Origin of the sequence: Chitinophaga sp. CCNWYY40 (assembly GCF_037483205.1) — a bacterium.
In the GTDB taxonomy this organism is placed as follows: Bacteria; Bacteroidota; Bacteroidia; order Chitinophagales; family Chitinophagaceae; genus Chitinophaga; species Chitinophaga ginsengisegetis.
Genome location: NZ_JBBHLF010000001.1, coordinates 465,506 through 477,738 on the forward strand (window position 1 = coordinate 465,506; position 12,233 = coordinate 477,738).

Below are 12,233 nucleotides of genomic sequence, written 5' to 3' on the forward strand. Positions count from 1 at the left end.
AACTGATCATGAAAAAGCTATTATACATTTTACTGGGCATTGTGTTATTGACATCCTGCAAGAAATACCTGGACCAGGTGCCGGACGACCGGTTAACCATCGAAGAAACCTTCCGCACCTGGGCTACCGCGCAGAAATTCCTGAACAACGTATACGTCCGTATCCCGGACGAATTCGGACAACGGAACCCCGGTGATTACAACAACCGCGGCTTGTGGACAGGTGGCTGCGATGAAGCAGATTATGTTTGGGGATTTGTACAATCCAATAGCGTGAACATCGGCAGCTGGGATGCCAAATCCGGTTTTGTGGGCGACTACTGGACCAATTTTTATCGCGGTATCCGCGCAGCCAGCGTATTTATCGATAACGCCGATAAAATAACAGATCTCTCCCCGGATCTTATCACCCAATACAAAGCGGAAGCCCGCGCACTGCGCGCCATGTACTATTTTTACCTGATGCGTATATACGGTCCCGTTGTACTCATGGGCGAAAAGCCGGTGGAAGTGGATGCCAGTCTCCAGATGCCCCGTAACTCTTTTGATGAATGCGTGGCCTATGTGATCTCTGAACTGGAAACTGCTGCCGCCAACCTGCCGGTAATACCCAACAACGACCAGGACTACGGCCGTATCAGCAAAGGAATAGCACTGGCCTTCCGCGCCAACGCCCTGATGTATAGCGCCAGCCCGTTGTTTAATGGCAACACCGATATGGCTGCCCTGAAAAATGCAGACGGCAAACAGCTCATCAGCCAGTCGTACGACGCCAATAAATGGAAGCTGGCCGCAGACGCCTATAAATCTTTCCTCGACCAGTTTGTACCTTCTACCTATAGTTTGTTTAAGAAGAATAATACAAAGGGAGAATTTGATCCTTATCTTTCCTGCAGGGATGTATTCCTGACCGACTGGAACCCGGAAGTGATCTTTGCCCGTCCTGCCAATTCGCTGAATTCCCGTCAGTATGAAATGACGCCATTCCACAGCGGTGCGCCTTCCAGCGATGTGCGGGGAAGCGGCGGCTTAGGCGCTACGCAGAATATGGTAGACGCATTTTTTATGAAGAATGGCAGAAGCATCGATGATCCTTTGTCGCAGTATGTGAAAACAGGCTATTCAGATTTTACGGGTCCTAACGAAACGGCGCCCAGCAATATCTATAACCAATGGGTAAACCGCGAGCCCCGTTTTTATGTAAACATCACTTATGATGGAAGCACCTGGCTGAATAAATCTTTTGGAAATATCGTTACCAGGATTTATAATCATGGTAACTCCGGTAAGGCCACAGGCAACAACGATTACAGTCCTACCGGTTACATTGTGCGCAAGGCGCAGGGCCTCGGCAAATGGGATATAGGCGGCCGTACGCTGATGCTCATCCGCCTGGCGGAGATCTATCTCAGCTATGCAGAATGTGTGAATGAAGCCAATCCGGGCAGTCCCGAGGCATTGAAATATGTAAACCTCATCAGGGAAAGGGCGGGTATCCCGCAATACGGATCTGCAGAACTGCCTGCTCCCGCAGGACAGGCAGCCATCCGCGAAGTGATCCGCAAAGAACGCCGCGTAGAACTGGCTTTTGAAAATAATCGTTTCTTTGATGTACGCCGCTGGAAAATAGCAGAACAAACAGAAAACGGTCCTATCTATGGTTTGAACATCGGATCAGATATGCCCGATTTCCTGCAGGTGGTACCTTTTGAAACCCGCGTATTTGAAAGAAAACACTACCTGTTCCCACTGCCCGCAGATGATGTGGACAACGACAAACAGCTGGTGCAAAACCCGGGCTGGTAAAGATATTCAACATAAACTGCCGGAAGCAGGACCTGTCCTGCTTCCGGTTTTAACCCGATCATATGTACAAGATAACCTGTTTACTTTTTGCGGCATTGTTACTGCACAGCAACTGTTCCAAAAGCAATGGAAAAGAAGATCCGGTAACACCCGGACCAACACCCACGGTATCTTTCACTACCAAAGATGCAGCCACGGCTTACGCCAGCTTTAACCAGTATTTCTACAGCACGGCCGATAAACTCTATTACAGCAACACAGAAAAGAAAGGTATCGGCGCCATCTGGGTCCAGGCCATTTACTGGGACATGGCCATGAACGTATATAAACGCACAAAAGATCCGGCTGATCTCCAACGCATCACCGACATCTTCCAGGGCGGTTATAACCGCTACGATAAATACAACTGGAACAACACCAAAGAATGGTTTATTTATGATGATATCATGTGGTGGGTCATTTCGCTTGCACGCGCCAGCCAGGTTACCGGCAACAAAGCATACCTGGATCTTTCCTTATCAGGGTTCAAAAGGGTATGGGACGGCTCTTACGACCCGGTTAAAGGAGGCATGTTCTGGGATTTTAATCATAGCGGTAAAAACGCCTGTATTAACTTCCCCACAGTGATCGCCGCCATGACCTTATATAAGATCACCGGCGAAGCCGCTTATCTTCAAAAAGCAAAAGACGTGTACACCTGGGGCGTAAATAACCTCTATGACCCGGCCACCGGCAGGGTAGCAGATAATAATGTAAATGGCAACAAAGGCTGGTCTGACTATACCTACAATCAGGGTACCTTTATTGGCGCTGCCGTAATGTTGTACAAAGAAACAGGTACTGCTGCTTATCTTGATCAGGCAAAGCTGGCGGCTACCTACACACAAAAAACTATGAGCGATGTAAATGGTATTATGCCCGCAGAAGGCGACTGGAATGAGCAGGGCATCTTAAAGGCCATCTTCGGACAATATGTGATGACGCTAATCAACGACGCCGGCCAAACGCAGTTCCTGCCCTGGATCCAGAAAAATATTAACGCCGCCTGGGGCAACCGCGACGTTACCCGCGGGTTAACCTACCGTAACTATAAAGTGCCTTGCGTAACCGGTGTGCTGCAATCCTATGAGGCCAGCAGCGCAGTATACATGATGCAGATATGCCCTCCGGCAAATTAATAACATGGCATCGTTTTCATGAGGTAAAACGCTATTTTTGCGCTTCAATTAATGTACCTCATGAAAACGATATTGTTTTTTACGCTGACTTGTTTGTTTACTTCTTTTGCAGCCCCTCTTTTTGCCCAGGACCAGGAACCTGAATTCATCTTTAATACCTGGGGGTTAAATAAAGATGACAGCCGGTATATTTTTGCAGATACCGCACTGGTACGTATCAGCCCCGACACCAAACAGGCCGCCATCGATACCCTGCTGGCCGGCGATGATATTACTGCAGTCGATATATTGGCAGGCAAACTGCTCACCCTTAAAGGTCTTACACTTCCCTGGGTACAGATTAAATACAAAAAAGATGGCGTGGAAAAACAAGGCTACGTATGGGAAGGACTGATCTCTTTTTCTCCAATGCGCAGAGGCGATATGAAATTTGTATTTGCCTACGACCGCCGCGTGGATACGCTGATCGACAATGAGAAACGCCCGCAATATATTGTGAAACTAAAAGCAGTGCAGGCCCGTAAAATCCTCGCTGCTACCGCATTCCGGATAATGGATGATGAATCCGCCGGTTTTTCCTATGCGAAGGTAATGGCCGGTCTGGGTCTTACCAACGTGCAAAATATTATTTCTGTTGGCTTTGGTGGAGCAGCCTGTGGTGTTTCCACAAACTATTATTATTTCGCCTGGATGAAAGATGGACGGATCGCCGCACTGCCGGAAAGAATGGATGTAGGCGATGCGGGGGTATATTATCACAGCGAATCCTTTATTTTCCCCGGAGAAAAAGATGGTATGCCCGATACCATCATCCTGAAAATGCATGAGGAAGAAGAAACAGATAAGCTGGATAAGAACGGAGAACCGGTGATGTCAGTAAAAGAAGAGTTTACTAAATATAGTTGGGATGGTGTGAATGGCGTGTTTAAAAAAATTGGGAAGTAAGAACATAAGTACATCATTTCCAATGGCCGCTTGTCCTGGGAAAATTTAACATGGAAATTCCCGGAGATGCTATGTTTCCACACCTGTTTAGGGTATATTCGTATAAGCCCGTTTAAAGCCTGTATTTCGACCCTGGGCATCATTTTACGCAGATCGTGCGTAAAATGATGCTATCCCTTATGATGTACTTAACCTTCAAATTATTCCCATGAAAAAGTTACTTGTAGCGCTTATTGCTGTCACGCTGTTTGCGTGTAATAAAAAGCAGGATATCATTTCCCCTTCTCCATCTGACATTTCTACCAGAGAAAAAATTGTAATTGTTAACTCAAAAACAAAGGATAGCATCGTCATCTTTAAACAGGATGGGCAGTACTATCTGGCAGATGATATGCTTCTCACTGAAGAACAGGTGAAAGGCATCCGGAATAACTATGAGAATGCCGGCACTATCGATAAATCGATTAGTAAAGCTATCCTGGCAATGGTCAGGGATAAAAACGGCCGCAAAGCAGGACATAGCTTTTCACTTGATTCACTGGCGCGTACTTTCACCAGTGATATTAATAAGTTATGGCCAAACAAAACAGTATTCTATACTATCAATGCCAACATTCCATCCAGTACTGATATATTTATGGCGATGTCTGAATGGCATTTTTCCGCGGGAATTACATTTGTGCCGCGAACCAACCAGGCTAACTATGTGGAATTTGTATTCCACCCCAGTGTGAATAATTCATACGTAGGTATGGTAGGTGGCCGGCAGGTGATCAACCTGGTTAATTTCAACAATATGGGAGTAGTGGTACATGAAATTGGTCATGCAATAGGACTGATGCATGAACAATGCCGTAGCGACAGGGACAATTTTATTACGGTGAATTACAGTAATATTCCGGGCGGAGATCAACATAATTTCAATAAATACAGTGGTTTCTCTGGAGTGGAAATTGGAACTTTCGACTACAATTCCATTATGTTGTATGATGAGTTTGACTTCGCAATAAATACTTCCATAAAAACAATTGAAAGCATAACTGGCACGCCTGTCAACCCCAATGCGCTTTTCCTGTCTGACGGCGATATTGCTACTGTGGAATATATGTATAACCCGGTGTATGTGCGTGGTACCTTTATACAGGACAGCTACAACTCGGGGCCAGACTATTACGAACTAACCGGCCATTCTATTTTTCAGTTTTATGCTACGCCCACTTCAACAACACCCATTCCTTTGCCATATGATGTGAAAATGAAAATGTATTATGCCGAGATGTGGACTTATCCTGTTATGAACTCCGGGGAATACATGGTGAATGTACCTGCCGGTACCCAACAGCTGGAATACGACTTTTTAGATAGTGAAACATCGGATTACGGCAACATATTGTATAAGCAGTATAAAAGTGGTGGGCCGTTGCACATTGTTGGATATGTAATACAATAGGGTAACACTAAACGGGTAAAATAAAAGAAGGCGCTTCATCCGTAAAAGAAGCGCCTTCTTTTATTTTGATCTGCGTTTCTTTGTATCTTAGGTAAATGTTAGCTGTCATGGGAAAATGGATCCTGAAAACAATAGGCGTGCTGCTGCTCCTGTATGCAGCTGTTTGTGTCCTCGTTTACTTTATCCAGGAGCGTTTGCTTTTTTTTCCGGAGAGATTACCAACCGGGTATGTCTTTCAGTTCCCGGAGCCCTTCGAAGAACGCACTATCACCACTGCGGATGGCACACAACTAAGCGGACTGTTATTTAAATCCCGCGGCGACAAAGGACTTATCTTTTACCTGCACGGTAATGCAGGCTCTCTCCGCTCATGGGGAGAAGCTGCCGGGGTATATACCCACCTCGGTTATGATGTATTTATGCTGGACTATCGCGGATACGGAAAAAGTAAAGGAAAGATTTATAGCGAACGACAGTTTTATGCTGATGCGCAAACAGCCTACGACAGTGTAAAAACAGTTTACCCCGAGAGTACAATTACCATTCTCGGCTATTCCCTCGGTACAGGCGCTGCGGCACGTCTGGCGGCCGATAATCATCCGAGGCAGCTCATTCTGCAGGCGCCGTATTTCAGCATGAAAGATATGGCCCGGTATTATTATCCCATCCTGCCTTCCTTTCTATTGAAGTATACATTTCCTAACTACAAGAATATACAACGTACTGTCGTACCCGTTACCATCTTTCATGGCGACCTCGATGAAGTGATTTACTATGGCTCTTCCGAAAAACTGAAAGCATATTTAAAGCCCGGAGATACGCTGATAACGCTGAAAGGACAGGGGCATAATGGTATGACGGATAACCCGGAATACCAGGAGCGGCTGAAGGAGGTGTTGGAATAAACTCATACACCCATCACCGTCACTCCTTTCTTCTTACAATACTTCAGCTCCGCCGGATCGCCATCCGTAATAATCGCATCCACTAACTCCAACCCCGCAAAATTCAAATAGGAGGTTTTCCCGATTTTCCCCGCATCGCATAACAGGTAGGTATAACTACTTTGCATAGCCAGTGCAGTGGCAATAGCGGCTTCCTTTTCGCTGTGTGCAAATAATCCCTGCGCCGAGAGGCCATCTACGCCAATAAATGCTTTGCCGGCTTTATACCGTTGGATGTGTTCTGTGGCCATAGTGCCGTGTATAGCTTGCCGGGCGGCGTCATATTCACCGCCGATAATATTGAGCGATACTGCGGAATGTTGCAGTTCAAATATCACCGGGAGAGAGTTGGTGATCACTTTAATCTTTTTGTTTTTTATAAACTGGCATAGGCGGAAAACAGTGCTGCCACAGTCCATGAAAATAATATCGCCGTCGTTGATCTGCGCGGCCGCTTTTCTGCAGATCTTATCTTTTGCTGCCTGGTTGGCGGCTGCTTTGTTCACAAATTCGAAAGGCGAATCCGGCTCACTCACCGGAATGGCCCCGCCGTGGGTGCGATAGAGGAGCCCATCGTCCGATAATTGATTGAGATCCCGCCGGATGGTGATTTCTGAAATACCCAATGCCCGCGCCAGTTCAGCGGTTTCTACTTCTCCTTTCTCGGTTAACAGCGACAGTATTTTTTGTTTTCTTAGCTGGAAATTCATTTTAAATAATTAACTTGATCAAAAATAATCAAAAACGATCATAAACGATCATTTAATATGAAAACAATCAATATTCTGGAAACGGCCATCCTGTCGGACAACTGGTATACGCTGAAAAAAATTACGTATGAAGTGAAGGGCAGCGATGGAGTAGTGGTAAAGCAGGAGCGTGAAGCATACGATCGTGGCAATGGAGCTACTATTTTGTTATATAATAAGGAACATGGCACCGTAGTGTTAACCCGGCAGTTCCGCATGCCTACCTATATTAATGGCAATGAAACCGGTTTGCTGATAGAATGTTGCGCCGGTTTACTGGATGAAGATAATGCGGAAGAATGCATCCGCCGCGAAACGATAGAGGAAACCGGGTACGAGGTAACCAATGTGGAAAAAGTGTTTGAAGCGTATATGTCGCCCGGCTCTGTTACCGAGATCCTGTATTTCTTTGTGGCAGCGTACTCTAAAGAGCAGAAAGTACACGAGGGCGGCGGACTGGAAGCCGAACAGGAAAATATAGAAGTATTGGAACTCCCGTTTGTACAGGCAATGGATATGATCCGTACGGGGGAAATTAAAGACGGGAAAACAATTATGCTGCTGCAATATGCGGCGCTTCATCACCTGTGCGGCTAAACGAAACCGCACGGGCTTATCCGGCTAACACGGCGTTGCGCTCATCTTTCACCAGCAAAGCCTGTTTCTCTTTGCCCCATTGATCCATTGCCTTAATCAGTGGTAAGGTGCTCAGTCCAACTTCTGTGAGGTAATATTCTACTTTTAACGGAATACCGGCATATACTTTTTTATACAGGATGCCAAGATCTTCCAGCTCCTTCAGGTGCATGGTGATCACGCGCATGCTGGCACCATCCACTTCCATCTCGCGGTGAATGTCACTCGGCCGCCTGATGTCGTCATGGATACACTCAATGATCCAGGCTTTCCATTTACCGCCCAATACCTTCATGAAAATGCTGATGCCACAGTGCAGCTCCGGGATTTTCTTCTCGTACATAGTGTTTCATTTGCCCGAAAGATAAACATTTTACCCTGGTTCATAAAAACGAGCAAACAGCGACGCGCTGTAATGCAGCAGGGGAGCATACCGAAAAAATTTTCCCTGGGGGAAACTTTTTTCGGTTATTGTCTGTCACCGCCATAGTAAAGACATTTGAGGCATAAAAAAATGAGACGATGACAACAAACAAAAGTGTTTCCGTAATTGGATTAGGCCCTATGGGATTTGTACTGGCGCGCACCTTACTGGATAATGGTTATCACGTAACGATATGGAACCGCAGCGCGGAAAAAGCAGCGCCGCTGGTAGCCGATGGCGCCGTACTGGCAGCAGATCCTGCCGCAGCCGTATTGGCAAGCCCGGTGATTATTACCTGTCTCAATAATTACGATACCACCCGTAACATTCTTTCTATGCCGGAAGCAGCAGCTGCCTTAAATGACCGCCTCTTGCTGGAGTTAACCACCGGTACTCCACAGGATGCAAGAACAGCAGAAGCCTGGGTGCAGGAGCTTGGTGCACACTACCTGGATGGCGCCCTGCTGGCCACACCCCGGCAAATAGGAAAAGCGGATACGCCTATTTTTTTATCAGGACAAATAGCTGCTTTTGAAAAAGGAGAGACCGTACTGAAAGTATTGGGTGGCAACCTGATGTACATGGGCGCAGCAGCCGGCGCTGCTGCTGCATGGGACCTGGCCATACTTTCCAGCCTGTTTGGTTTGATCACCGGCTTCCTGCAGGGCGCACGGATTTTTGAATCGGAAAAGCTGGATGTAAACGCATTGGGCGATATGATCAACAACATTGCACCGGTACTCGGGGAAATGGTGCGGCATGAAGGCGCGGTGATCAGCGCCAATAATTTCACATATCCCGAAAGCAGCCTGAAAACCTGCGCAGTATCTATTGCTTTAATGGTGAAACAGGCCGCTGAATCAGGCATTCCCGGGGAAGTGCCCGCCTTCATCCTTAACCTCATGAATAAAGGCATTAAAGCCGGTTATGGAGAAGAACAGCTGGGAGCATTGATAAAAGCCATGCGGTAAGTACGGGCGTTAGTGTTTAGTCCGCAGCGGACTAAACACTAATTATGCGTATCTTTATAAACACCTAATTTGTTACCACATGAACATGGAAAGTTATCTCCCGTCAGCGATCCTTTCTCCTTATGTCAGCGCTTATCTGATCATCGAAAGCAAAGACGGTATGGAGAACCGCGTAATGCCGGATACTGCTGTGGTGATGTCTTTCAGGTTTGGTGGTAAAGTGATGACCGGAGATGCCGGAGAAGCAACCGATCTGCCGGTAACAGCGCTGGCAGGTTTGCGCAGAACTTCCCGTCTGTTACATTATGCGCCCGGCACCGGCAATGTGTTGGTGAAGTTCAGGGAAGGTGGGGCTACGGCCTTTTTCAAAACACCCCTGCATGAACTTTTTGATACGCATGAATCGCTCGATCAATTGGTACAGCGCCATAAAATAAGAGAGGTGGAAGAACGGTTGTATGAAGCGAAAAATAACCTGCAGCGGATCGCTATTGTGGAACAGTTTCTTATCGCTGCACTCAGCAGCCGGCAACCGGACTTACTCATCCGCAATGCGGTACAGCAAATTAAAACCGCCGCCGGCCATGTAAAGATCAAATCACTGGCAGCAGACCTGTATATCAGTCAGGATGCCTTTGAAAAACGCTTCCGGCGCAGTGTGGGAACTACTCCCAAACAGTTCTCCGCCATCGTAAGATTACGGCACCTGCTCGATCATTTCCCGGAAGCTGATAGTCTTACGGAAGCTGCCTATGACGCCGGCTATTACGACCAGGCGCATTTTATAAAAGATTTCCGCGCCTTCACCGGGCAAACACCACAGGCATTTTTTCAGCAGGCCACCTGGTGGTAACATCATACCGCCACTGGCTCTTCCTTCTTTTTCATCAATGCCTCAAATTCGCCCTGGTAGGCTTCTCCCCATTTATCCATCGCATCCACTACGGGCAACAACGAGGCGCCAAAATCAGTAAGATAGTATTCTACTTTCGGTGGCAGCTCATGATAAATAACACGTTTGATGATCCCGTGAAATTCCAGTTCCCTTAGCTGCAAATCCAGTACCCGCCTGCTCGCAGAAGGCATCGCCCTTTGCAGTTCACTGGGCCTTCTTACCCCTTTGTTGATCAGGTACACCATATAGGATTTCCATTTACCACCAATAATTTCCATGATGATCGCCATCCCGCACGCAAAACTTTTTGGAATCTTTTTTTCATACATAACCAATCGCTTTTCTGATACGGACAAATTTATCCCTAATAGCCGGATTCCCGGCATACGGATAAAATTTTCCGTATAGGAACATAATATCCGTTATTGTTCTGTTCACCCGATCTGCGTCACTTTGCAACATTGATCATCAAAAAAAATAACATGACCAGCACAACAAATAGTTACAAGGGAAAGAAAGCAGTAATCACCGGCGGTACACACGGTATGGGAATGGCAGTGGTTAAAATGCTGATAGCAGGAGGGGCAGAAGTATTGCTCACAGGAAAAAATCCAAAGAACCTGGAAGCAGCCAAACAGGAACTGGGTAACAGTGCGCACATCATCGCTTCTGACACGTCGTCGATGACCGATATCGAAACCCTGCGCAACACCGTGGCTGCTACTTTTGGACAAATCGATTTCCTGTTTGTGAATGCCGGCTTCTCTTTGCTGGAGCCATTCGATAAAGTAACGGAGGACACTTACGATAAAACTTTTGCCATCAACACCAAAGGCGCGTATTTCACGGTGCAGCAACTGGCGCCACTGATAAAAGATTACGGTGCAATTGTGTTCACTACTTCCATCGCCAACAACGCCGGTTATGCAGGCATGAGCGTATATGCCGGTGCAAAAGCGGCGCTGGCTTCGTTTGTAAAAGGCTTTGCTGCCGAATTGCTGCCCAGGAGCATCCGCGTAAATGCGGTAAGCCCCGGCTTTATCAACACCCCTACTATGGGCGTATCCGGCGCATCAAAAGAAGAACTGCTGGCCTTCGAAAAAATCGGGGAAGCAGTAACGCCGCTGAAACGCAACGGCAGCACGGAAGAAGTGGCAAAGGCCGCACTGTTCCTGGCCTTCGATGCTACATTTACTACCGGTGAAGAGCTGACAGTGGATGGCGGTCTTTCTAAAAGTCTCACCCCGCCCGATCTTTCACACTAATTTCAAAGGGCTGGCTATAAAATCAATAGTCAGCCCTTTCCTGAAATCCCCCTGTCTCAAAAAAAATATTTTAAAATGAGCAATCGCTCACTTATCTTTGTGTCGCATGAGATACAGAGACGAAAATAAGATACAGGCCATCCGTGAGTGTGCCATTGAAATGGTGGCTAAGGATGGACTCGAAAATTTTGGTATCAACCGGCTGGCAAAGGCAGCGGGTGTATCTCCGGCTACTATTTATATTTATTATAAAGATAAAGAGGACCTGCTGACGAGTATCAGCATTGAAGAAGGAATAAAAATGACGCAGGCCACCCTGAAAGATTTTGACCCGAAAATGAGTTTTAAGGAAGGGCTGTGGGTGCAGTGGAAAAACAGGGCCGCTTTTGCACTGGATAACCACCTATCCGCCAACTTCTTTGAACAGCTGCGTAATTCTACTTACAAAGACAAAATGATGGAAACCATCACGCATGAATTCCGCAGGGCAATGGGCGACTATGTGCATAATGCGGTAACACGGGGAGAGATCGACGAAATGCCCCTCGAAGTATACTGGTCCGTTGCCTTTGCGCCATTGTACTCGCTGATAAAATTTCATAACGAAGGACAAAGTCTCGGTGGCCGTAAGTTTAAGTTCTCAGAGAAGATCATGAAAGAAACATTCGACTGTGTGGTAAAAGGATTGATGAAATAGCTCTTTTTTTTGTCAAATTAATAAATGAACGCTCGCTCACAAAACAAAATAGTCATGCAACACGTTCTTATTTTCAAAACAAACATTGCCACTGCGCAAGCCCGCTCCAAAGTAGCCCCGTTACTGGACCAGCAGCCCTTTATTGAAAAGTGGACAGTAGACATGGAAGACGTAGATTGCGTGCTGAGAGTGGTAGCCGCTGAACCGGTGCCGGATCGCATCATCGCATTGATCAACGCCAGCGAGTACGAATGCGCAGAGCTGGAAGACTAAC

General features: G+C 46.8%; 14 protein-coding genes. 11 read left to right on the forward strand and 3 right to left on the reverse strand.

Features of this window, described 5'->3' with window-relative positions:
• Nucleotides 1-8: 8 nt before the first annotated feature.
• The 5 genes from V7S65_RS01860 to V7S65_RS01880 all read left to right on the forward strand — a co-directional run bounded on the left by V7S65_RS01860 (nt 9) and on the right by V7S65_RS01880 (nt 6,283).
• A complete protein-coding gene (locus tag V7S65_RS01860) occupies nt 9-1,805 on the forward strand; it encodes a RagB/SusD family nutrient uptake outer membrane protein (protein WP_111580071.1) in 1,797 nt (598 codons plus the stop codon).
• A 62-nt stretch (nt 1,806-1,867) separates the two neighbouring features.
• Complete coding sequence (locus tag V7S65_RS01865; protein ID WP_336386405.1) at nt 1,868-2,983, forward strand: glycoside hydrolase family 76 protein; 1,116 nt, start codon at nt 1,868-1,870, stop codon at nt 2,981-2,983.
• A gap of 60 nt (nt 2,984-3,043) precedes the next feature.
• Entirely contained in the window at nt 3,044-3,928 is an 885-nt protein-coding gene (locus V7S65_RS01870) for a hypothetical protein (RefSeq protein WP_336386404.1), read from the forward strand.
• Between the two features lie 208 nt (nt 3,929-4,136).
• A complete protein-coding gene (locus V7S65_RS01875) occupies nt 4,137-5,378 on the forward strand; it encodes a M12 family metallopeptidase (protein WP_336386403.1) in 1,242 nt (413 codons plus the stop codon).
• 107 nt (nt 5,379-5,485) lie between these two features.
• Nucleotides 5,486-6,283 (forward strand): alpha/beta hydrolase, encoded by a 798-nt coding sequence (locus V7S65_RS01880; RefSeq protein WP_111580075.1) that lies wholly within the window; start codon nt 5,486-5,488, stop codon nt 6,281-6,283.
• A gap of 2 nt (nt 6,284-6,285) precedes the next feature.
• On the opposite strand, the gene V7S65_RS01885 is transcribed toward V7S65_RS01880, so the two are convergent.
• Nucleotides 6,286-7,032: a DeoR/GlpR family DNA-binding transcription regulator gene (locus tag V7S65_RS01885; RefSeq protein ID WP_336386402.1), complete on the reverse strand. Its 747-nt coding sequence runs from the start codon at nt 7,030-7,032 to the stop codon at nt 6,286-6,288.
• Between the two features lie 57 nt (nt 7,033-7,089).
• Between V7S65_RS01885 and nudK the strand changes: the two genes are divergently transcribed.
• On the forward strand, nt 7,090-7,668 hold the full coding sequence (nudK, locus tag V7S65_RS01890; protein ID WP_336386401.1) for a GDP-mannose pyrophosphatase NudK: 579 nt from the start codon (nt 7,090-7,092) through the stop codon (nt 7,666-7,668).
• Nucleotides 7,669-7,684: 16 nt separating this feature from the next.
• Here nudK and V7S65_RS01895 read toward each other — a convergent pair whose 3' ends face one another.
• Entirely contained in the window at nt 7,685-8,050 is a 366-nt protein-coding gene (locus V7S65_RS01895) for a winged helix-turn-helix transcriptional regulator (protein WP_079468494.1), read from the reverse strand.
• A 179-nt stretch (nt 8,051-8,229) separates the two neighbouring features.
• Between V7S65_RS01895 and V7S65_RS01900 the strand changes: the two genes are divergently transcribed.
• Together V7S65_RS01900 and V7S65_RS01905 are read left to right on the forward strand one after the other, a co-directional pair.
• Complete coding sequence (locus tag V7S65_RS01900; protein WP_336386400.1) at nt 8,230-9,102, forward strand: NAD(P)-dependent oxidoreductase; 873 nt, start codon at nt 8,230-8,232, stop codon at nt 9,100-9,102.
• A gap of 79 nt (nt 9,103-9,181) precedes the next feature.
• Nucleotides 9,182-9,955: a helix-turn-helix domain-containing protein gene (locus V7S65_RS01905; protein WP_079468492.1), complete on the forward strand. Its 774-nt coding sequence runs from the start codon at nt 9,182-9,184 to the stop codon at nt 9,953-9,955.
• Between the two features lie 2 nt (nt 9,956-9,957).
• Here the strand turns inward: V7S65_RS01905 and V7S65_RS01910 are convergent, their stop codons facing one another.
• A complete protein-coding gene (locus tag V7S65_RS01910) occupies nt 9,958-10,326 on the reverse strand; it encodes a winged helix-turn-helix transcriptional regulator (RefSeq protein WP_111580079.1) in 369 nt (122 codons plus the stop codon).
• 153 nt (nt 10,327-10,479) lie between these two features.
• Between V7S65_RS01910 and V7S65_RS01915 the strand changes: the two genes are divergently transcribed.
• The 3 genes from V7S65_RS01915 (at nt 10,480) to V7S65_RS01925 (ending at nt 12,232) form a co-directional block, all read left to right on the forward strand.
• A complete protein-coding gene (locus V7S65_RS01915; protein WP_336386399.1) occupies nt 10,480-11,262 on the forward strand; it encodes an SDR family oxidoreductase in 783 nt (260 codons plus the stop codon).
• Nucleotides 11,263-11,368: 106 nt separating this feature from the next.
• The gene (locus tag V7S65_RS01920; RefSeq protein WP_079468489.1) at nt 11,369-11,959 is read left to right on the forward strand and encodes a TetR/AcrR family transcriptional regulator; all 591 of its coding nucleotides are present in this window, start codon (nt 11,369-11,371) and stop codon (nt 11,957-11,959) included.
• 54 nt (nt 11,960-12,013) lie between these two features.
• Nucleotides 12,014-12,232: a hypothetical protein gene (locus tag V7S65_RS01925; protein ID WP_079468488.1), complete on the forward strand. Its 219-nt coding sequence runs from the start codon at nt 12,014-12,016 to the stop codon at nt 12,230-12,232.
• The last annotated feature ends 1 nt before the right edge of the window (nt 12,233 follow it).

What these genes read in the sequence shown, in the direction of transcription:
- V7S65_RS01860 (WP_111580071.1), top strand. Translation starts at nt 9, where the DNA reads ATGAAAAAGCTATTATACATTTTACTGGGCATTGTGTTATTGACATCC.
- V7S65_RS01865 (WP_336386405.1), top strand. Translation starts at nt 1,868, where the DNA reads ATGTACAAGATAACCTGTTTACTTTTTGCGGCATTGTTACTGCACAGC.
- V7S65_RS01870 (WP_336386404.1), top strand. Translation starts at nt 3,044, where the DNA reads ATGAAAACGATATTGTTTTTTACGCTGACTTGTTTGTTTACTTCTTTT.
- V7S65_RS01875 (WP_336386403.1), top strand. Translation starts at nt 4,137, where the DNA reads ATGAAAAAGTTACTTGTAGCGCTTATTGCTGTCACGCTGTTTGCGTGT.
- V7S65_RS01880 (WP_111580075.1), top strand. Translation starts at nt 5,486, where the DNA reads ATGGGAAAATGGATCCTGAAAACAATAGGCGTGCTGCTGCTCCTGTAT.
- V7S65_RS01885 (WP_336386402.1), bottom strand. Translation starts at nt 7,032, where the DNA reads ATGAATTTCCAGCTAAGAAAACAAAAAATACTGTCGCTGTTAACCGAG.
- nudK (WP_336386401.1), top strand. Translation starts at nt 7,090, where the DNA reads ATGAAAACAATCAATATTCTGGAAACGGCCATCCTGTCGGACAACTGG.
- V7S65_RS01895 (WP_079468494.1), bottom strand. Translation starts at nt 8,050, where the DNA reads ATGTACGAGAAGAAAATCCCGGAGCTGCACTGTGGCATCAGCATTTTC.
- V7S65_RS01900 (WP_336386400.1), top strand. Translation starts at nt 8,230, where the DNA reads ATGACAACAAACAAAAGTGTTTCCGTAATTGGATTAGGCCCTATGGGA.
- V7S65_RS01905 (WP_079468492.1), top strand. Translation starts at nt 9,182, where the DNA reads ATGAACATGGAAAGTTATCTCCCGTCAGCGATCCTTTCTCCTTATGTC.
- V7S65_RS01910 (WP_111580079.1), bottom strand. Translation starts at nt 10,326, where the DNA reads ATGTATGAAAAAAAGATTCCAAAAAGTTTTGCGTGCGGGATGGCGATC.
- V7S65_RS01915 (WP_336386399.1), top strand. Translation starts at nt 10,480, where the DNA reads ATGACCAGCACAACAAATAGTTACAAGGGAAAGAAAGCAGTAATCACC.
- V7S65_RS01920 (WP_079468489.1), top strand. Translation starts at nt 11,369, where the DNA reads ATGAGATACAGAGACGAAAATAAGATACAGGCCATCCGTGAGTGTGCC.
- V7S65_RS01925 (WP_079468488.1), top strand. Translation starts at nt 12,014, where the DNA reads ATGCAACACGTTCTTATTTTCAAAACAAACATTGCCACTGCGCAAGCC.